This is a genomic window from Nocardiopsis deserti (assembly GCF_008638355.1).
Lineage (GTDB): Bacteria > Actinomycetota > Actinomycetes > Streptosporangiales > Streptosporangiaceae > Nocardiopsis > Nocardiopsis alborubida.
Genome location: NZ_VWVS01000012.1, coordinates 240,392 through 259,348, shown reverse-complemented (window position 1 = coordinate 259,348; position 18,957 = coordinate 240,392). Strand labels below are relative to the sequence as shown.

General features: G+C 71.8%; 12 protein-coding genes, 1 pseudogene and 1 riboswitch. Of the genes and pseudogenes, 3 read left to right on the top strand and 10 right to left on the bottom strand.

Going from position 1 to position 18,957, the window contains the following annotated elements; translation table 11 throughout:
* Window positions 1–85 precede the first annotated feature (85 nt).
* Window positions 86–1,351 (bottom strand): hemolysin family protein, encoded by a 1,266-nt coding sequence (locus tag FYW99_RS16200; protein ID WP_150252866.1) that lies wholly within the window; start codon window positions 1,349–1,351, stop codon window positions 86–88.
* 205 nt (window positions 1,352–1,556) lie between these two features.
* On the opposite strand from FYW99_RS16200, the pseudogene FYW99_RS33190 reads away from it, so the two are divergent.
* Together FYW99_RS33190 and FYW99_RS16190 are read left to right on the top strand one after the other, a co-directional pair.
* A pseudogene (locus FYW99_RS33190) lies at window positions 1,557–2,755 on the top strand (alpha/beta hydrolase); the annotation flags it as partial.
* A gap of 13 nt (window positions 2,756–2,768) precedes the next feature.
* Entirely contained in the window at window positions 2,769–3,269 is a 501-nt protein-coding gene (locus FYW99_RS16190; RefSeq protein ID WP_150252865.1) for a hypothetical protein, read from the top strand.
* A gap of 15 nt (window positions 3,270–3,284) precedes the next feature.
* On the opposite strand, the gene ligD is transcribed toward FYW99_RS16190, so the two are convergent.
* The 9 genes from ligD to FYW99_RS16145 all read right to left on the bottom strand — a co-directional run bounded on the left by ligD (window position 3,285) and on the right by FYW99_RS16145 (window position 16,227).
* Window positions 3,285–4,163 carry a non-homologous end-joining DNA ligase gene (ligD, locus tag FYW99_RS16185; protein ID WP_150252864.1) on the bottom strand — a complete coding sequence of 293 codons (879 nt, stop codon included), beginning with the start codon at window positions 4,161–4,163 and terminating at the stop codon, window positions 3,285–3,287.
* Window positions 4,164–4,302: 139 nt separating this feature from the next.
* On the bottom strand, window positions 4,303–5,247 hold the full coding sequence (locus tag FYW99_RS16180) for an electron transfer flavoprotein subunit alpha/FixB family protein (RefSeq protein ID WP_150252863.1): 945 nt from the start codon (window positions 5,245–5,247) through the stop codon (window positions 4,303–4,305).
* Window positions 5,248–5,281: 34 nt separating this feature from the next.
* On the bottom strand, window positions 5,282–6,061 hold the full coding sequence (locus FYW99_RS16175) for an electron transfer flavoprotein subunit beta/FixA family protein (RefSeq protein ID WP_190394679.1): 780 nt from the start codon (window positions 6,059–6,061) through the stop codon (window positions 5,282–5,284).
* Window positions 6,062–6,547: 486 nt separating this feature from the next.
* The gene (locus FYW99_RS16170; RefSeq protein WP_223839079.1) at window positions 6,548–8,839 is read right to left on the bottom strand and encodes a protein kinase domain-containing protein; all 2,292 of its coding nucleotides are present in this window, start codon (window positions 8,837–8,839) and stop codon (window positions 6,548–6,550) included.
* A gap of 383 nt (window positions 8,840–9,222) precedes the next feature.
* A complete protein-coding gene (locus tag FYW99_RS16165; RefSeq protein WP_150252989.1) occupies window positions 9,223–10,011 on the bottom strand; it encodes an enoyl-CoA hydratase/isomerase family protein in 789 nt (262 codons plus the stop codon).
* Window positions 10,012–10,069: 58 nt separating this feature from the next.
* Complete coding sequence (locus FYW99_RS16160; RefSeq protein ID WP_223839059.1) at window positions 10,070–10,930, bottom strand: energy-coupling factor transporter transmembrane component T family protein; 861 nt, start codon at window positions 10,928–10,930, stop codon at window positions 10,070–10,072.
* A gap of 55 nt (window positions 10,931–10,985) precedes the next feature.
* Window positions 10,986–12,608: an ABC transporter ATP-binding protein gene (locus FYW99_RS16155; protein WP_150252862.1), complete on the bottom strand. Its 1,623-nt coding sequence runs from the start codon at window positions 12,606–12,608 to the stop codon at window positions 10,986–10,988.
* A gap of 2 nt (window positions 12,609–12,610) precedes the next feature.
* Window positions 12,611–13,231 carry an ECF transporter S component gene (locus FYW99_RS16150; protein WP_150252861.1) on the bottom strand — a complete coding sequence of 207 codons (621 nt, stop codon included), beginning with the start codon at window positions 13,229–13,231 and terminating at the stop codon, window positions 12,611–12,613.
* Window positions 13,232–13,339: 108 nt separating this feature from the next.
* A riboswitch (TPP riboswitch) is annotated at window positions 13,340–13,447 on the bottom strand.
* 62 nt (window positions 13,448–13,509) lie between these two features.
* Window positions 13,510–16,227 (bottom strand): transglycosylase domain-containing protein, encoded by a 2,718-nt coding sequence (locus tag FYW99_RS16145; RefSeq protein ID WP_150252860.1) that lies wholly within the window; start codon window positions 16,225–16,227, stop codon window positions 13,510–13,512.
* Window positions 16,228–16,964: 737 nt separating this feature from the next.
* Here FYW99_RS16145 and FYW99_RS16140 point away from each other — a divergent pair.
* Window positions 16,965–18,935, top strand: a complete 1,971-nt coding sequence (locus FYW99_RS16140; protein WP_150252859.1) for an alpha-1,4-glucan--maltose-1-phosphate maltosyltransferase — start codon at window positions 16,965–16,967, stop codon at window positions 18,933–18,935.
* The last annotated feature ends 22 nt before the right edge of the window (window positions 18,936–18,957 follow it).

The window sequence follows — 18,957 nt, the reverse complement described above, 5'->3', positions numbered from 1 at the left end:
CCTGCCCGGAGCGCGGGCAACGGGACTTGCCGCCTCTTGGCCAACTGTTCAGCGACTCCGCGACCGCCCTTGCCGCCCGTCGTCCTCAGCGGGCGGGGGTGAGCAGGAGCTCGCTGACGACGCGGCCGTCGGCCCCGGTGACCGTGGCCGTCCAACCGCCCAGGTCCACGCTCTCCCCGGGCTCCTCCGGGATGTGGCCGAGCAGGACCAGGACCATCCCGGCCACGGTCACGTAGCTGCCCTGAGGCCGGTCGGTGAGGACGACGCCGAGGTCCTCCAGTTCGTGGACGGGGTAGGTGCCGGGCAGGCGCAGGGCGCCGCCGTCCAGCCGGGCGGGGACGCGCTCGTCGGTGTCGGTCTCGTCGTAGATCTCGCCGACGACCTCCTCCAGCAGGTCCTCCAGGCTGACGATGCCGCTGACCTCGCCGCTCTCGCCGATCACGACGGCCAGCTGCTGGCGTTCGACGGTGAGCCGGTGCAGCGCTGCGGAGACCGTCAGCGAGTCGGGGAGCAGCAGCGGCTCGCGGGCCAGGTCCTCGGCCGTGCCCTCGCCCCGCAGGAGGTCGGACCAGTGCACCACGCCGACGATGTCGTCCACGTCGCCCCGGGCGACCACCGGGGCGCGCGAGTGGCCGTGCTCGGCCAGGAGCAGGGCCGCCTCGCGCGCGGGCAGGTCGGCGGGGACGGTGTCCACGTCGGGGCGGGGGACCAGGACCTGGCGCAGCGTCCGCCCGGTGATGTCGAAGGCCCCGGAGAGGATGGTGCGCTGCTCGGGGGTCATCTGGCCCTGGGCCGCGATCATGTCGCGCAGCTCCTCCTCGGTGGCCTCGTCCCGCGTGCCCTTCGGGTCCACTCCGCTGAGCCGGACCACCAGGTCGGTGGAGACGCTGAGCAGCCACACCGCGGGGCGGGAGAGCAGTGCAAGCGCGTTGAGCGGGCGGGCCACGAGCAGCGCCCAGGGCTCGGCGCGCTGCATGGCGATGCGCTTCGGGGCGAGTTCGCCCAGGACCAGGGTGACGAAGGCGAGCACGACGGTGACCAGCACGACCGACACCGGAGCCGCGTAGGAGCCCAGGAAGCCCAGCGGCTCGACCAGGGGTCGGGCCAGCGAGACGGCCGCGGCGGCGGAGGCGAGGAAGCCCGCGAGGGTGATACCGATCTGGATGGTGGCCAGGAACCGGTTGGGGTCGCGGGCGAGCCGGGCCACCGCGCGGCCGCCCGGGCCGCGTTCCTCCAGCCGCCTGACCTGTCCCTCCCGCAGCGTGATCAGGGCGATCTCGCTGCCCGCGAACACGGCGTTCACCACGACCAGGACCAGCACGAGGCCGATCTGGGCCCCGTAGCCCTCCATGGGACTCCCCCGCGGTCGACTGTCGGTCTCCGGAGCTGGGATTCCTTCCCCGAAACCCGCGGGCCACACACCGCCCCGGGCCGTCGTCCACACACCGCCGGAGCCCACCGCCCCCACGGCAGTGAATCCGATTTTTTCTCCTTCACTTCAGTGCTGTTGCCGCAGGTAGGGCCACACACGAATCACCGTGAAGAACGGTTGTCCCACAGGGAAGTGGGAAACCTTGATGGAGCAGACCGAGCAGACCGAGCAGGACCTACGCGACGGCCCCGGCCAGGACAGCCTGGAGCGTCTGATCGAGTCGGCTCTGCTTTCCGGCAGCCAGCTGACCTACTTCGGTGACGCGGTCCCCAGCATGGTCCCGGACGAGCTGGGCGGTGACGAGCACCCGTCAGTCGTCAACCTGTGGTGGACCTCGATGACCGAGGAAGAGCAGGAACAGGCCGTACGGGACCATCCCGAGCTTCTGCGCGAGCTCGACGGCATCCCGGCGACCGTCCGCGACCAGCTCAACCGCGACCACCTCGACGACGAGATCGAGCGGTTCGAGGAGGACACCGCGGAACGGGACGAGGAGATCAGGGATATGGCCGCACGGGGCGGCAACGGCTCCTCCGCGATCGCCACGAGCATGGCCGACGACGACACGCTCGACAACCAGCTCAAGGAGCTGAAGGAGCTGAGGGAGAGCCTGGATGACGAGAACAACGACAGGTGTCTTCTCGCTCTCGACACCGAGGGCGACGGCCGCGCGATCGTCGCCAACGGCAACCCCGACACCGCCGACAACGTGGCGACTCTGGTTCCCGGTACCACGACCAGGTGGGCCGTGGCGACAGTCTGATGTTGGCGGCAGAGGACGCCGATCCAAACGCGCATCACTCCGTCATCAGCTGGATCGGATACGACGCCCCCAATGTCCCGGAGGCGGCCCTCGAAGGACGGGCCGAGGGCGCGGTCAACGAGCTGAGCGGGTTCCAGGACGGGCTGCGGGCGACCCATCAGGGGCCTCCGTCCAACAACACCGTCATCGGCCACAGTTACGGTTCCACGGTGGTGGGACATACCGCGCAGAGCCAGCAGGGCCTCGACGCAGACGAACTGGTAGTCGTCGGCAGCCCTGGAATGAACGCCGACCACGTGTCCGATCTGCACATGCCTGCGGAGGACATGCACGCGTCGACGGCACAGAACGACAGGATCAACAAGGGATGGTTCGGTGCCGGATCTGAGGCCGCACACGGCACCGACCCCACCCAGGAGAGCTTCGGAGCCACTCCCTTCCCCTCGAACCCGGGGACCGCAGGTGGTAACTGGCCGCTTGGAGAAGCCCGCTCCGAGTACTTCAACGATGAGACCACTTCATTGGCTTGCACGGGTGAGGTCATCGCGGGACAGCGTTAAGGACCATCTGAACATGATGCGACCAGGTCAGAGGGCCTGTGCCCTCGTACTCGCTCTGGCGTTGACCGGCTGCGGTGTCAGCACGCCGAATGAGACAGGAAGGGCAGAGACCATCACCGAGGATGAGGCTGCGGAGAAGGTCAGGGAACACGTCGACAACGCGATGACCGCCCTTCCAGAGGACGCGGAGTTGGAGGAGCGACGCGGAACCGTCGTCGCCGCCTGCGACGACCCCACAGACGGCGGCTCCAGGGACCGCGTCACCGTTAGCGAGAGGTTCTGGGTCCGCGGGCTTCCCGTGGAGGACAACGAGACCAACATCGAATCGCTCCACGCGTACTGGACCGCCAACGGCTACCAGGTACTCCACGACCAGCGGCCAGACGAGCTCTTCCTCGCAGCGGAGAACGAGGAGGACGCCTTCCGCATGTCCATCAGGACCGCGGGGGACGACAGTCTCACCCTCGGCGCCTCCTCACCCTGCATCTGGCCCGAGGGCGCCCCGGACTCATGACCCTCGCTTCGCGGCTCAGACCAGCCGCTCCAGGGCCCTGCGCGGGGAGCGGGCGTGCCGTCCCATCCCCGCGAACGGGCACTCCTCGCGCTCCAGGGAGATCGTGAGGTCCCGGGCCGTCTCCACCTTCTCCAGCTCCTCCCAGGTCAGCGGCGCCGCGATCGGCGCGCCCGGCCTGGCCCTCACCGAGTACGGGGTCACCGCGAGCTGTTCGCGGCCGTTGCGCAGGTAGTCCACGAACAGCCGGTCCCCGCGCGCGGCCCTGCGCACCTCGGTGGTCAGCTCGTCCGGCCGCCGGGCCGCCACCCGGTCCGCGACCGCCTCCGCCAGCACGCGGACCTCCTGGTCGTCCGTCTCGGGCCGCAGCGGCGAGCGCACGTGCAGCCCCCGGGACCCGCTGGTCATCACGTAGGCGGCCAGCCCCAGGTCGTCGAGCACCTCCCGTACGTCCCGCGCCGCGGCGCGGCAGGCGGCGAAGGCCCCGGGACCGTCCCCGGCGGGGTCGAGGTCGAGCACCATCCGGTCGGGCAGACCCAGGTTCGGCCGCCGGGACTGCCAGGCGTGCACGGTGATCGCCGCCTGGTCGGCGCACCAGACCAGCGCCGCCGCGTCCTGGCACAGCATCATCCGTCCGCCGCTGGTCTCCACGGTCCCCACCCAGTCCGGAACCGACGGGTGCTTGACGAAGAACCCCTGCACGTCGATCCCGTCGGGGAAGCGCGCCAGGGCCACCGGACGGTCGCGCAGGTGCGGCAGCATCAGGGGGGCGATCCGGGCGTGGTACCGCGCCAGGTCCTCCTTGGTCGCCCCGCCCTCGCCGAACAGCGGCTTGCCGGGCCTGCGCACCCGCACCACGCGCCGTCCCGCGCGCACCCCCGCGGTCTCCGTCGCCATGCCCGTCCCCCCGTTCGCCGTGCGGCCCGCCTACCCGGCCGCCGGGCCCGGAAACAGCCCCCCGGACGGCACGAACGCCCGGCCGGGGAGATCCCTGGCCGGGCGTTCGGGGTCGGCGCGCTGCGCCTGCGCCTTTCGACTACTTGCGCTTGTTGATCTCCTCGGTCAGCTGCGGGGCGACCGCGTGCAGGTCGCCCACGACGCCGAAGTCGGCCAGCTCGAAGATCGGGGCCTCGGGGTCCTTGTTGATCGCCACGATGTTCTTGGCGGTCTGCATGCCCGCGCGGTGCTGGATCGCGCCGGAGATGCCCAGGGCCACGTACAGGTTCGGGCTGACCGTCTTACCGGTCTGGCCGACCTGGAACTGGTTCGGGTACCAGCCGGAGTCGACGGCGGCGCGGGAGGCGCCCACGGCAGCGCCCAGCGAGTCGGCCAGGTTCTCCACGACCGAGAAGTCGTCGGAGCCCACGCCGCGCCCGCCGGAGACCACGACGGCGGCCTCGGTGAGCTCGGGGCGCTCACCCTGCTCCTCGTTGACGCGCTCGACGACCCTGGCCGTCCTGGCGGCGTCGGAGACCTCCACCGACACCTGCTCCTCGGCGGCGGCGCCGGAGGCGGCCTCGGCCGGGACGGAGTTCGGGCGGACCGCGACGACCGGCACGCCGGTACGCACGCGGGCGTGGGTGATGGTGGCACCGCCGAAGATGCTGTGCTCGGCGACGACCTCGGCGTTGACGTCCACGACGTCGGTGAGCACGCCGGAGCCCAGCTTGACCGCGGTGCGGCCCGCGATCTCCTTGTTCTCGGCGGTGGCCGAGACCAGGATCGCTGCGGCGCCCCTGTCCTGGGCGAGCTTGGCGAGCAGCTCGGCCTTGGGAGCCACGACGTGGTCGTTCAGCTCGGCCGAAGCCACGTAGACCTTCTCGGCGCCGTACTCGGCCAGGGTGCCCCTGCCCGACTCGGCGCCGTCACCGATCCACACGGCCGCGGGCTCGCCGATGCGGCGGGCGGCGGTCAGCAGCTCGGTGGTGACCTTCTTGACCTGTCCGTCGACGTGGTCGACGAGGACGAGGACCTCAGCCATATCCCTTGAACCTTCCCTGAGTCTCTCGTCTGACCTAGACGAACTTCTTCTCGACGAGGAACTCGGCGATCTTCGCGGCGCCGTCGCCCTCGTCCTTGACCACCGTGCCCGCGGCGCGCGGCGGCGCGGCGTCGAAGTCGACGGTCTCGGTGGTGGCGTTGGCCAGACCCACCCTGGCCGTGTCGATGCCCGCGTCGGCGGCGGACCTCTTGTCGACCGGCTTCTTCTTCGCCTGCATGATGAGCTTGAAGGACGGGTAGCGCGGCTCGTTGATCTTCTCGACCACGGAGACGACCGCCGGGAGCTGGGCCTCGACGAGGTCGTAGCCGTAGTCGGTCTGGCGCTGGATCCTGATGGTGCTGCCGTCGATGTCGACCTTGCGGGCGAACGTGAGCTGCGGCAGGCCGAGGTACTCGGCGAGCGCGGCCCCGACGACGCCGGTGCGCGCGTCGGTGGACTCCGAGCCCAGGACGACCACGTCGAACTCGATGGTGCCCAGGGCCTGCGCGAGGGCGTAGGCGGTCTGGAGCGAGTCCGAGCCGTGGAGCGCGTCGTCGTTGACGAAGACGGCCTTGTCCGCACCCATCGACAGGGCCTTGCGGATGGAGTCCGTGGCCTGGTCCGGTCCCATCGTCAGGATGGTGACCTCGCCGCCGTGCTTCTCCTTGAGCTGGAGCGCCTCTTCGATCGCGTACTCGTCGAGCTCGTTGATGACACCGTCGGACGCGGCGCGGTCCAGCGTCTTGTCATCGGCGTTGAGCTTCCGTTCGGTCGCCGTGTCCGGGACCTGCTTGACCAAAACGACAATATTCATGGCCGGTGGCCGACCTCCCTGCACTCCATGATCCGCCGTGCGGCGGCCGGACGCTGGCGCGCCCCCTACTGCCAACAATGCCGAATGCCGTTCGGTCATCCGACGGCGGGGCCGTCTTCACGTCCAGACAGGTCCCGCGATGTGCTCATAGCCCAGATGTTACTGGCTAGTAGCTTGGAGGCCAACCCCTGGTCTCCGGTGTGACTGAGGCAACCCTAAGCACCGCCGTGCCGACGTACCGCCGCCGACGTACCGCCGCTGACGGTCCGCCACGGGCGGTCCACCGTCGCCGGACACCGGCCGCGGGCGCCCGCCTCCCGCTCCCCACCCTAGTCGCCGCGGATCCCGCCGGAACCGGTCACACCACCGGTAACAGGCCAGAACCTCCCCCGCCCCGGGGACGCCGAAGGCCCCGGGCCGGAGCCCGGGGCCTTCGCGGTGCCTGGTGAGCGGTGCCCGGTGAGCCGTACGGCCCCCGGGCCGGGGTCACTGCCCGTCGAACCAGTCCGAGGGGCCGCCCAGCGGCACCCAGTCCGGAGCCGCCGACAGTCCGAACGACAGGATGAGCATGGTCAGCAGCACGAGGCCGATGACGACACCGACGTAGACGTACAGGTTGCGGTAGTGGACCCGGCGCACCAGCCACACCGCCTGGTGCCGCGCCTCGCGGCCGCTCGGCATGACGTAGCTGAGCAGGATCATCACGAAGGTCGCGAAGGCGCCGGTGTAGTTGGCGCCTTGTCCCGGCACGTCCGCGATCCGCGCGTAGATCATGCCGACCAGGATGCCCGCCAGCAGGTAGATCAGGCCGAAACCGAGCGTGCGCAGCGCCATGCGCCCGAAGGCCCACGGGAAGCTGAGCGCCACCACCATGTTGTCGGAGCTGCGCGGGCCGCGCGTCTGGAGGCGGCGGGCGTGCTCGGCCTTGACCACGTCCAGGGCGCCCAGCGCGGCGATGAGCACGACGCCCAGGATCAGGCCGAACCAGGGGAAGAGCAGGGACACACCGGCCACGGAGACCAGCATGGGCAGGATCGTCAGCGGGTGCATCCGCCACGACCGCTCCTCGTACTCCTCGTCCTCCTCGTCGGAGTCGTTCGGGAAGTAGTCGCTCACCCGGTCGCTGCCGCCGCGCCGGAACCGGCCCAGCAGACCGCCGCGCCGGTCCTCGTACTCGTCCTCGTCGAACTCCTGTGTCTGGTTGCTGCCCCGGCCGTCGTCCACCGGGGTGAGGATGTCGGCGAAGTCGCCCTTGTGCAGCGGGGTGTTGAAGAACTGCGTGTGCGGCGCCTGGTAGCCCTCGTCCTCGCGCTCGTCGACGGGGCGCCGACCGTACCCGTCCCGGTCCACCGGGTCCATCATCATGGTGCCCTGCGGGTCCTCGCGGGAGAACTCGTCGGGCTGGATGCGCCGCGTGCCCAGCATGTCGTCCGGCTCGTCGCGGACCGGGCTGATCCGCATCGTCCCCTGCGGGTCGTCCGGGTCGTCGGCGTCGCGCGGGGCGATGCGCTCGGTGCCCGGGAGCCCGTCGTCCTCGTCGTCCCAGCCGCGCCGGGCGCCCGACAGGTCGTCGGTGGCCTCCGGGTCTCCGACGGGGCGGCGGCCGTTCACGGCGCCCGAGAGGTCGTCGGTGGACTCGGGGTCGTCGGCCAGACCGCCGGAGTGCGCGGCGGAGGTCGGGAGCGCGGGGTCCCCGGACGGGGACCAGGCGCTGGAGACGGGGCCGCTGCTGGTGTGCGAGGGGCCCCAGCCCTCGTCGCCCCGGCCCGCGCGACCGGCCAGGTAGCCCGCCGCTCCGCCGAGCGCGGCACCGGCCGCGCCCGCCGCCGCGGCGCCGCCCGGGCCGCCGCTGTCGGGCTCGTCGCGCGTGCCCCCCGCCGTGGTCGGGTGGTACACGGTGTGGCTGCCGGTGAGCCCGCTGGGTCGGCCCCCCGTGTCCTCGGTCCAGGGCAGGTCGAGGTTGAGGCGGCTGGCCTCCTCCAGCAGCTGCTCCGCCGTGGGACGGCTGCGCATGTCGCGGGAGACGGCGCGGTTGACCAGCGGCCGCAGCGCCTCGTGCATCCCGTCCATGTCGATCTCGCCGTTGAGGATGCGGAAGAAGATGACCTCGAAGGTGCCCGCGCCGTAGGGCGGGCGGCCGGTGGAGGCGAAGGCGACGGTGCCGCCCCAGGCGTGGATGTCGGTGGCCGGGCCCAGGTCGGTGCCCTCGATGACCTCCGGGGACAGGTAGCTGGGCGTGCCGACGAACGTGCCGGTCTGGGTCAGCTTGGCGCCGTCCACCGCGTGCGCGATGCCGAAGTCGATGACGATCGGCTCGCCGTTGGAGATGATCACGTTGCCGGGCTTGAGGTCGCGGTGGATCACGTCCACCGCGTGGATGTCCCGGATCGCGCGGGCCATGCCGGTGACGAAGCGGGTGAGAGCGCGGCCGCGCAGCGGGCCGTGGTTGGTGACCGTGGCGTCCAGGGTCGGGCCGGGGATGTGCTCGGTGACCACCCACGGCAGCTCGGCCTGGGTGTCGGCTTCGATGACCTCGGCCACGTTGGGGCTCTGCACACGGCGCATGGTCTCGACCTCGCGGGCCAGGCGGGCCCGGGCGATGTGGTCGCCCGCGACCTCCGGCTTGAGGACCTTCACCGCGACGAACTGCTCGGTCCGGGGGTCCTCGGCCTGGTACACCACGCCCATGCCGCCCTGTCCGATGCGGCGGCGGATGACGTAGTGGCCGATGCGCTCCGGCAGCTCCTCACCCATGGGGAAACCTGCCGACATTGCCATCGAGAACTCATCCCCTCAAAAGACCACATACCACCGCGTCCAGCTTATCGGCCGGGGGATGGGTCACCATTGGCTTGTTCGCCCCGTCTCGGGCCCGTGTGGTCGCTTCCGCACCGCCGGGCGTCCGGGGTTCAGGCGGCGCGTCCGTCCGGGGGCGACCCTCACGAGTATGACGGAAAACTGGCGTGGGCGGTTCCCTCCCTCCTGTCCGGACTGGCCGGATGCGGACGTCCGGACGAACCCCCCGTGACACCGTTCGATCCAACGAGCGGGGCGAAAAGTTCTCGAATCCACCGAAACGGCGGCGGGACGGGCGGCACTGCGCGGTGTGCCGCCGCCCCCACCTGCTGTTTCGGTGCCCGGTCGGCGCCGGTCAGCGCCGTTCAACGCCCCTGGAAAACGGCCTTGCCGGGCCCCTGCTCGACGAAGCTGCGCATGCCGTCCTTCTGGTCCTCGGTCGCGAAAAGTCCCGCGAAGTGCAGGCGCTCGATCTCCAGACCGGTCTCCAGGTCCGTCTCCAGGCCCCGGTCCACCGCCTCCTTGGCCGCGGCCAGCGCGACGGCCGGGCCCTCGGCGTACCGGGCGACCAGGGCCACGGCGGCCCGGTAGACCTCCTCGTCCGGGACGACCTGGTCCACCAGGCCGATCTCCCGGGCCTCGTCCGCCTTCACGTGGCGGCCGCTGAAGATCATCTCCTTGGCCCGGGAGGAGCCGATCAGGCGGGGCAGGCGCTGGGTCCCGCCCGCGCCGGGGATGACACCGAGCTGGATCTCGGGCACGCCCAGCCTGGCTCCGGCCCCCGCGACGCGGAAGTCCGCCGCCAGGGCCAGCTCCAGGCCGCCGCCGAGCGCGTACCCGGTGACCGCCGCCACGACCGGCTTGGGGATGCGGGCCACCAGGTTCAGGGCGCCCTGGAGGTCGCGCGCGTAGCCCAGCATCTGGGCGGCGGTGCGGTCGGCCATCTCCTTGATGTCGGCGCCCGCGACGAACACCCGCTCGCCGCCGTAGACGACCACGGCGCGCACGTCCGGGTCCTTGGAGACCCGGGTCGCGGCCTCGGCGATCTCCGCGGTGAGCGCGGCGTTGAGCGCGTTCACCTTCGGCCTGTCAAGCCGGATCACGGCCACGGCCGGGTGGTCCGGGTCTGTCTCCACTCGCACGAACTCGCCCACGGTCTGCTGCCCCTCACTCACTTGGACGTCACTGTCTCCGAACTGCTTACCACCCGGTTCAGGAGAACAGCAGCACCAGGGTGCCCAGCCACGAGGACAGGGCGTAGGCCGCCGCCAGGAGCAGGGCGGAGCCCGCCAGCAGCAGCGTGTCCGCTGTCCGCCAGCGGCTCTCCCGGGCGCGCGTGCGCGGCCCGGTCCCGAAGGCGCGCGCGTCCATCGCGGCGGCCAGCAGCGTCCCGGTGCGGATGGAGCGCACCAGCAGGGCGAACAGGCGGCCGAAGAACAGCGCGACCGCCCGGACGGGGTTGCGCCCGGCCTCCAGCCCGCGCGCCCTCCGCGCCAGTGTGATCGTGCGCCACTGGTCGGCGATCAGGGGGACGAGCCGCAGCGCCGCCAGCACGCCCATGGCGGGGCGCTCGGGCACCCGCAGCCGCTGCACCAGGCCGTCGGCGGTCTCCGTGGGGTCGCTGCTCACGGCCGCGAGCAGACCGGGCAGGGCGATGGCCAGCAGGCGCACCGCGGCGCCCAGCGCGCCCTCCGCGCCGTGCTCCCCGTACAGGTAGTTGACCAGTCCGTTGGAGAGCCCCATGAGCAGGAAGGGACCGCCCAGGACGAGCAGGGTGCGCCGGTCGATCCCGCTGAACGGCAGGAGCAGCAGGACGCCCGCCAGCACCACGCCGCCGGTGACGGCGTCCACGGCCGGGACCAGGCCGACGCCCAGCAGCAGGGCGGCGAGCAGTTTGGCCGCCGGGTTGAGCCCGACCAGCCAGAAGCGCGCCCCGCCGTCCTCGGGCGCCTCCAGGGTGAGCGCGTCCCCGCCCGGTACACGGGTCCCGCCCTGCTCTCGTGCCCCGCCCGGTACACGGACTTCATCCGGTGCGCGACGGACCTCGTCCGCCTCCCGGATCCCATCCGGCATACGGCCCTCACCCGGTGCGCGGTCTCCGTCCACGGGTGTGTCCGGGAACCTCCGGTCAGCCACGGCTCCCCCTTTCCGCCGCCGCGTGCCCCGCGTTCACGGGCGGGCCGGGCGGGCCCGCCCCGGCATCCGCGTCCGGTGCGGCGGCCTCGTACACGGCGCGGCCCCCGGCCACGCGCACCCGAGCGTCGGCCAGGTGGCGCAGCAGCAGGTCGTCGTGGGTGGCCATGACCACCGCCCGGCCCGCGGACCGCAGGGTGGCGAGCAGTTCCACGAGTTCGGTCCAGGTGCGGGTGTCCTGGCCGAAGGTGGGCTCGTCGAGGACGAGCGCGTCGGGCGCGTGCGCGGGGCCGGAGCTGAGCGCCGTGGCCACCGACAGCCGCCGCTTCTCCCCGCCCGAGAGCGTGTAGGGGTGCACGTCGGCCAGCGCGGACAGGCGCAGCCGCTCCATCAGCTCTCCCACCCAGGCCTCGGTCTCGGCCTCGCCCGTTCCGGCGCGCAGCGGGGCGAAGCGCAGCTCGTCGCGCACGGTGGCGGTGACGAACTGGTCCTCGGCGTGTTGGAAGACCGTGCCCACGTGCCGGGCCAGCCTGCGGGCGGGCCAGCGCACGAGCGGGCGCGGGTCGGCCCCGGCCAGCGGCCCGCGCGGCAGCACCGCCCCCCGGTGGGGCTTGGACAGTCCGGCGAGCATGGTCAGCAGCGTGGACTTGCCCGCACCGTTGGGGCCGGTCAGGGCGGTCGCGGTCCCGGCTCGGACGGCGGCGTCCACCCCTTCGAGCACCGTGCGCCGGGGCGCGGCGCGCACGCCGAGCTGGAGCGGGGTGCGCGCCGCGACGCCCACGGCCTCCAGCAGGGGCTCCCCGCCCGGCGCGGGCGCCAGGACGGGCGCGGGCTCGTGCCCGGGCACCCACACGCCCTGCGCGGCCAGCGAGCGCCCGTGCTCGGCGAACACGGTCCCCGGGGAGCCGTCGGCGACGACGCCTCCGCCTGGCGCCACGACCACGACCCGGTCCACCAGGTCCACGACGTCGGCCACCCGGTGCTCGACCAGCACCAGAGTCGCCTCGGTCTCGGCCAGCAGGCGGGCCAGCACGCCGCGCACCAGCGCGGCACCGGCCGGGTCGAGGTTGGCGGTGGGCTCGTCCAGCAGCAGCAGGCGGGGACGCATCGCCAGGGCCCCGGCGATCACCAGGCGCTGCTTCTCGCCGCCCGAAAGAGCGCCGGTGGGGTGGCGCGGTCCGTACGGGAAGCCGACGGCCTCCAGCGCCTCGTGGACCCGGGGCCAGATGAGTTCGGGGGCCACGCCCAGGTTCTCCGGGCCGAAGGCGACGTCGTCGCCCGCGCGCGCCATCACCAGCTGCGTCTCGGGGTCCTGGCTGACCATGCCGACCGAGCCCCGGCTCCGGTCGGCGGGCTCGCCGTCCAGGAGCAGGGTGCCCTCGCGGTCGCCGCTGATGGCGCCGTCCTCGCCGGTCAGGCCGGCCATCGAGTGCAGCAGGGTGGACTTGCCCGCGCCGGAGGCACCCAGCAGCAGTACGCGCTCGCCCGGCTCGATCACCAGGTCCACGCCGCGCAGCGCGTGGGACCCGCGGCCCGAGTGCCGCCAGCCCCAGCCGGAGAACTCCACGCGCGCGCCGGGACCCCCGGCCGCCGCGCGGTGCCCGTTCGCGAAGGCCACGGTCAGCCCCTCGCGGACGGGAAGGGGGCCAGGGCCCCGGAGCGGGCCAGGGCGGTGGTGAGCAGACGGGCGCCCACGCCCGCGATGAGGGCGGCGCTGACCACCACGATGACGCCGTAGGCGACCTGGTAGGACAGCGGCCAGGTCACGTTGTAGGCGAGGTTGTCGCGGATGGCCGGGGAGATCCCCGCGGCCGCCGCCGCGAGGACGGCCACGCCCATGCCCCAGCGGCGGTAGCCGAAGGCGAGGAAGACCAGCTCGGGCAGGATGCCCTGGAGGGCGCCGTCGAGGACGACCATGATCCCCCACTGGGTGCCCAGGAGCGCCGACACCGAGGCGGCGGCGATGGCGGTGAGCAGGGCCGCGCCGGGCTTGCGGATGATCAGGCCGCCCAGCACGCCGGAGATCAGCCACATGCCGTAGACGACGGCCTGCGCGGGCGGGAAGCCGACGAACAGGGGGGTCGTGACCGACCAGACGATGTTCCAGAGCCAGAAGACCACGCCGACCGCGACGCCGATGACGGCGGCCACGACGATGTCGACGGTGCGCCAGCTCCGCAGCCGGCCGAGGACGTCGCGCCGGAAGCCGGTGCCCTGGGGGGTGGTGGTGTTCCTCTTCATGCGGTGTCCCTTCGCCGGGGGATGCGAGGGGCCGGGCGGCCGAGAGCGGCTCCGGGGCGCGTTCCGCGTGCGCCGGGACGTCCCCGGTGCGCGGGAGACACGCCACCGGTGACGGTTCCTACGACTTCCTTCGCTGGCATGACCCAGATCAGGTGTGTAAGGGTCTGCGGCCTGGTGCCGCACTCTCAGCGCTCGCGCGCTCCCCTGTCGGTTTCCTCCAGTATGAACAAGGGGGAACGCCGGGGTGTTCCCGGGCCGCGTTTACACACATGGAGGGCTCAGTCCGACGGCCCGACGCCGCCCTCGGGCACCTGCGGCTGTGGAGTCCCGCCGCTCCAGGGCGCGCCGCCGTCCTCGCCCGGGGACCCGCCGCCACCCTCGCCACCGCCGCCGGTGCTCCCACCGTCTCCACCGCCACCGCCGGTACCGCCGCCGGTCGAGCCCTCACCGCCGCCACCGCCGGTTCCACCGCCACCACCGGTCGAACCCCCACCACCACCGCCTCCGCCACCGCCACCGGCACCGCCGCCTCCACCGCCACCGGTCGAACCCTCACCGCCGCCACCACCAGTTCCACCGCCACCACCGGTCGAACCCCCACCACCACCGCCACCACCGGCGCCTCCGTCTCCGCCGGTCGAGCCCTCACCACCGCCACCGGCGCCACCACCGGCCGCGCCACCGTCATCCCCGGCGCCGCCGTCACCGCCGGTTCCCCCGCCACCGGCCGCGACGCCGCCGTCACCGCCGTCGCCACCGGTGTCATCGTCGCCACCGCCGCCCGACGGCTTGTCCGAGGCCTTGCCGTAGACCTTCGGCGAGGGGGCGAACTCCTCCTCCGGGAGGTCCGCCACGGCCTCGCGCATGGTGGCCTGCCAGATCGGGCCGGGCAGCGTGGCTCCGTAGACGATGCCGTAGTAGCGGTCGCCGATGGTCACGCCCTGGAGCGTGTGCTGCTCCCCGCCCCGGATGTCGCCGACGACCACGGTCCCGGCCAGGTTCGGGGTGTAGCCCGCGAACCACGCGTAGGCAGCGCTGTCGGTGGTGCCGGTCTTGCCCGCCACCGGGCGTCCGATCTCCAGGCCGTTGGCGGTGCCGCCGTCGAAGGTCTGCTGGAGCAGGTGGTTGACGCCGTCGGCGACCTCGGTGTCCAGCGCGCCCTCCTCGCACTCGGTGCCCACCTCGATCTCCTCGCCGTCCTCGCCCTCGACGAGGACCGAGGTCACGGGGACCGGTTCGCAGTAGGTGCCCCGGGAGGCGAAGACGGCGTAGGCGCTGGCCATGGTCAGCGGGGAGACCTCCTGGTCGCCCAGGGTGAAGGAGCTCCACACCTCCAGGTCCTCGCCGTCCGCGCGGTGGACGCCCAGGCTCCGGGCCATCTTCGCCGTCTCGCACAGGCCGACGCGTTCCTGGAGCTGCGCGAAGTAGGTGTTCACCGAACCCTTCGTCCCGCTGATCATGTTGTGCCTGCCCCCGTCGCTCTCCCCGGCGTTGCCCACGGACCAGGGCGCCATCCTCCCGCCCTCGCAGTTCTCCAGACCGCTCACCGTCGTGCTCTTGGGCGAGGAGAAGCTGGTGCCGTAATCGAGCCCGGAGTCCAGGGCGGCGGCCAGGGTGAACGGCTTGAACGTCGACCCCGCCTGGTAGCCCAGCGACCCGCCGTCGTCGTGGTCCACGGACAGGTTGATCGAGGTGGTGCCCGGCTCGTCGTCGAAGCCGTAGCGCATGTTCTGGGCCATCGCCCGCACCCGGCCGGTACCGGGCTCCACGAGGACCTCGGCGGCGAACTTGTGGGAGTCGCCCGCGGGGACGTAGCGCTCGATCGCCTGCTCGGCGGACTCCTGCATGCCCAGGTCCAGGGTGGTGCGCACGGTGATACCGCCCCGCTCCAGCATCCGGTCGCGCTCCTCCTGGGTGTCGGCGAGCGCGTCGGAGCCGCGCAGCCACCGCATGACGTAGTCGCAGAAGAACGGCTGCTCGCTGCTGAAGCAGCTGCCCCCGCGCGCGGTCTCGTCCACCTCCAGGCCCCGGCCCTTGTACTCCTCCGCCTCCGCGCTCTCCAGGTATCCGGTGGCGACCATCCGGTCCAGCACCAGGTTGCGGCGCTCGGTGGCGGCCTCGGGGTTGGTGAGCGGGTCGTAGTACGAGGGCGCGCGCACCAGCGCCACGATCGTGGCGGCCTGCGCGGGGTTGAGCTCGGAGGCCGGGACGGAGAAGTAGCGCTCGGCGGCGACCTCGATGCCGTACGCGTTCTGGCCGAAGTAGGCGAGGTTGAGGTAACCCTCCATGATCTCGTCCTTGGTGAGCTTCTCCTCCAGCTCGATGGCGTAGCGCAGTTCCAGCACCTTGCGGGTCAGGGTGCGCGCGTTGGCGCTCGCCAGCTCCTCCTCGGTGTCGGCCTGTTCCATGAGGAGGTTCTTCACGTACTGCTGGGTGATGGTGGACCCGCCCTGGGTGTTGCCCAGGGCGGTGCGGACCGCGGCGCGCAGCGTGCCGCGCAGGTCCAGCCCGGCGTGCTCGTAGAAGCGGTCGTCCTCGATCGCCATGAGGGCGGCGGGCACCCAGGGACTGATCTCGTCCAGCGGCACCACGTCGCGCTCGCGCTCGGCGACCTCGGCGATCGGCTCGCCGTCGACGTCGGTCAGCAGCACGCGTTCGGCCGGGCGCGGCACGGCCAGGTCGCTGGGCAGGGCCATGAAGGCCGCGGCGGAGTCCTTGGCCACCAGTCCGAGACCGCCCACCCAGGGCATGACCAGCGCCGCCGTGAGCAGACCGGCGACCGCGCTGGTACCCGCCAGGCGCTGGATCATCTCCCTGCGGTCCTCCGCCGGGGGCGGTTCCTCCAGCTTCCGGCGCAGGACCTCGGCCCACCTCCGGGCACGCGGGCCCGCCGCGGCCGGTAGCGCGGCCCCCGCGCGGGACAGGACGCCGCGCCAGCCCCGGCGCGGGGCCTCGTGCCGCCGCCCGCGCGGCGAACGCTGGTTGGACTCCGTCACGTCGCCCCCTACAGCCGTGTGCCGCCCCGCCCGCGGGACGTGCGGGCAGGCAACTCCATCGACCACGGTCTCAGGGCGGACGCAAAGGGCAGACCGGGTGAACGGGTGTGTCAGCGAAAAACTTCCCCAATGCCAAGCAAAGCACCGCAGAAAGAACATAATTCGTCAATCACCACGAAACAGGCACACCACACGGCCGACGGCGGGGGAGGACGGGGCAGCGGAGAAGGCCGAGCCGATCGCGGGTGACCGGATTCGGGACAAAAGATCCTTAGGAGACTATTCGGTCACACGCGGATGTCCGGAATACGGCCAGACAACTCGCGAGTGCATTCGATCATCCCTACCCACCTCGACACACCGCCCAACATGACCGATCAGTTTTTCGGCATTTCCGCAGAATACATCGGAAAACAACTACAGAGGCACCTGCATCTGGTGTGGCCTTATGACCGTTTTGAGAGGTTTACTCAGCAGAAACCCGGCAAATACCAGCTCTTAGTACACCCAGCCAGTGTGACGAGGATCACATAAATTATTCGGCCCTGGCACTCCGCCAAACACCACAAGAGGGCAGACGATAGACAGCGGAGGGCACCGAAGCCTTAATCCGGACAGTTTCTGTTCCGGACACTTCATGAACTCCGCCTTACCCTGGATTAACTCCCGGTTATTTCCGCCTGCCGAAAAACAGCACGGTTCCGCAACGCCGAACCACGACAATTACGGTGTAGCCAGTGATCGGACGCCTTCCCATCCTCGATATCTCTCCAGAGAACGACCTCGGACCGGTGAAAGCCGTTCCGGGTGAACGCTTCACCGTGGGAGCGACGGTGATCCGCGAGGGCCACGACTCCCTCGCCGCGGGCGTCGTCGTCTACTCCCCCAAGGGACGCCGCGAACGGCTCGTCCCCATGCGCGAGCACGCGCCCGGCACCGACCGGTACGAGGCCTGCGTCAGCCTCCCCACGGAGGGGACGTGGTCGTTCGCCGTCGAGTCGTGGACCAACCCCTTCGCCACCTGGCACCACGTCGCGGGCGTCAAGCTCCCGCTGGACCAGGACACCGAGCTCGTCCTGGAGGAGGGTGCCCGCCTGCTCGCCCGCGCCGGGCGCCGGGTCCCTCGCCACCCCGCCCTGAACGCCGCCGCCAGGGCGCTGCGCGACACCTCCATGACCCCGACGGAGCGCTTCGAGGCGGCGCTCACCCCCGAGGTCCTGGCCGAGATGGAGCGCGCGCCCCTGCGCGAGCTGGTCACCAGGTCCAGGCGCACCAGCGTCGTCGTCCACCGCGAGCGCGCGCTGTTCGGCTCCTGGTACGAGTTCTTCCCCCGTTCGGAGGGCGCCCAGGTCGACACCGTTCCCGGCCAGGAGCGCTCGGGCACCCTCGCCACCGCGGCCAAGCGCCTGCCCGCCGTCGCCGACATGGGCTTCGACGTGGTCTACCTCCCGCCGATCCACCCCGTCGGAACCACCCACCGCAAGGGCGCCAACAACACCCTGACCGCCGGTCCCGGCGACCCCGGGTCGGTGTGGGCCATCGGGTCGGCCGACGGCGGCCACGACGCGGTCCACCCCGACCTGGGCACCCTCGCCGACTTCGACGCCTTCGTCGCCGAGGCCCGCGAGCACGGCATGGAGGTTGCCCTGGACCTGGCCCTCCAGTGCTCCCCCGACCACCCCTGGGTCACCGAGCACCCCGAGTGGTTCACCGCCCGGGCCGACGGCTCCATCGCCCACGCCGAGAACCCGCCCAAGAAGTACCAGGACATCTACCCGCTCAACTTCGACCGCGACTTCAAGGGCCTGTACGCGGAGATCCTGCGGGTGGTCGAGCACTGGATCGGGCACGGCGTGCGGATCTTCCGCGTCGACAACCCGCACACCAAACCGGTCGCGTTCTGGCAGAAGCTGCTCGCCGACGTCGCCCTCAGGCACCCCGACGTGCTGTTCCTCGCCGAGGCCTTCACCCGCCCCGCCATGATGCGCACCCTGGCCAAGGTCGGCTTCCACCAGTCCTACACCTACTTCACCTGGCGCAACGGCAAGGACGAGCTGACCGACTACCTCACCGAGCTGAGCCGGGAGAGCGCCCACTACCTGCGCCCCAACTTCTTCGCCAACACCCCGGACATCCTGCACGCCTACCTCCAGCACGGCGGTAGGCCCGCGTTCGCCGTCCGCGCGGTGCTGGCGGCCCTGCTCTCCCCCACCTGGGGCGTCTACTCCGGCTTCGAGCTGTGCGAGAACACCCCCGCCGGGCCGGGCAGCGAGGAGTACCTCGACTCGGAGAAGTACCAGTACCGCCCCCGCGACTGGGCCGCGGCCGAGGCCTCCGGAGAATCCCTCACCGGGCTGCTCACGCTGCTCAACCGGCTGCGCCGCGAGCACCCGGCACTGCGGGAGCTGCGCAACTTGCGCTTCCACCACGTGGACCGGCCCGAGATCCTCTGCTTCTCCAAGCACCGGCCCGGCACCGGACCCAAGGACCCCGACGACACCGTGATCACCGTCGTCAACCTCGACCCGCACCACGCACGCGAGGCGACGGTGCACCTGGATCTGCCGTCCATCGGCCTCACAAGGGAGGAGGAGCTCAGGGTGACCGACGAGCTGACCGGCCGTTCCTACACCTGGGGCGCGGACAACTACGTCCGGCTCGACCCCGCGGCCGGTCCCGCGCACGTGTTCACCGTCAGCGGCAGATAGCGGCCCCGGAACCGGCGCACGG

Excerpts from the sequence above, each read along its gene's own strand:
- FYW99_RS16190 (WP_150252865.1), top strand. The coding sequence starts at position 2,769 with ATGATGCGACCAGGTCAGAGGGCCTGTGCCCTCGTACTCGCTCTGGCG.
- FYW99_RS16175 (WP_190394679.1), bottom strand. The coding sequence starts at position 6,061 with ATGAATATTGTCGTTTTGGTCAAGCAGGTCCCGGACACGGCGACCGAA.
- FYW99_RS16170 (WP_223839079.1), bottom strand. The coding sequence starts at position 8,839 with ATGGCAATGTCGGCAGGTTTCCCCATGGGTGAGGAGCTGCCGGAGCGC.
- FYW99_RS16160 (WP_223839059.1), bottom strand. The coding sequence starts at position 10,930 with ATGCCGGATGGGATCCGGGAGGCGGACGAGGTCCGTCGCGCACCGGAT.
- FYW99_RS16180 (WP_150252863.1), bottom strand. The coding sequence starts at position 5,247 with ATGGCTGAGGTCCTCGTCCTCGTCGACCACGTCGACGGACAGGTCAAG.
- FYW99_RS16150 (WP_150252861.1), bottom strand. The coding sequence starts at position 13,231 with ATGAAGAGGAACACCACCACCCCCCAGGGCACCGGCTTCCGGCGCGAC.
- FYW99_RS16200 (WP_150252866.1), bottom strand. The coding sequence starts at position 1,351 with ATGGAGGGCTACGGGGCCCAGATCGGCCTCGTGCTGGTCCTGGTCGTG.
- ligD (WP_150252864.1), bottom strand. The coding sequence starts at position 4,163 with ATGGCGACGGAGACCGCGGGGGTGCGCGCGGGACGGCGCGTGGTGCGG.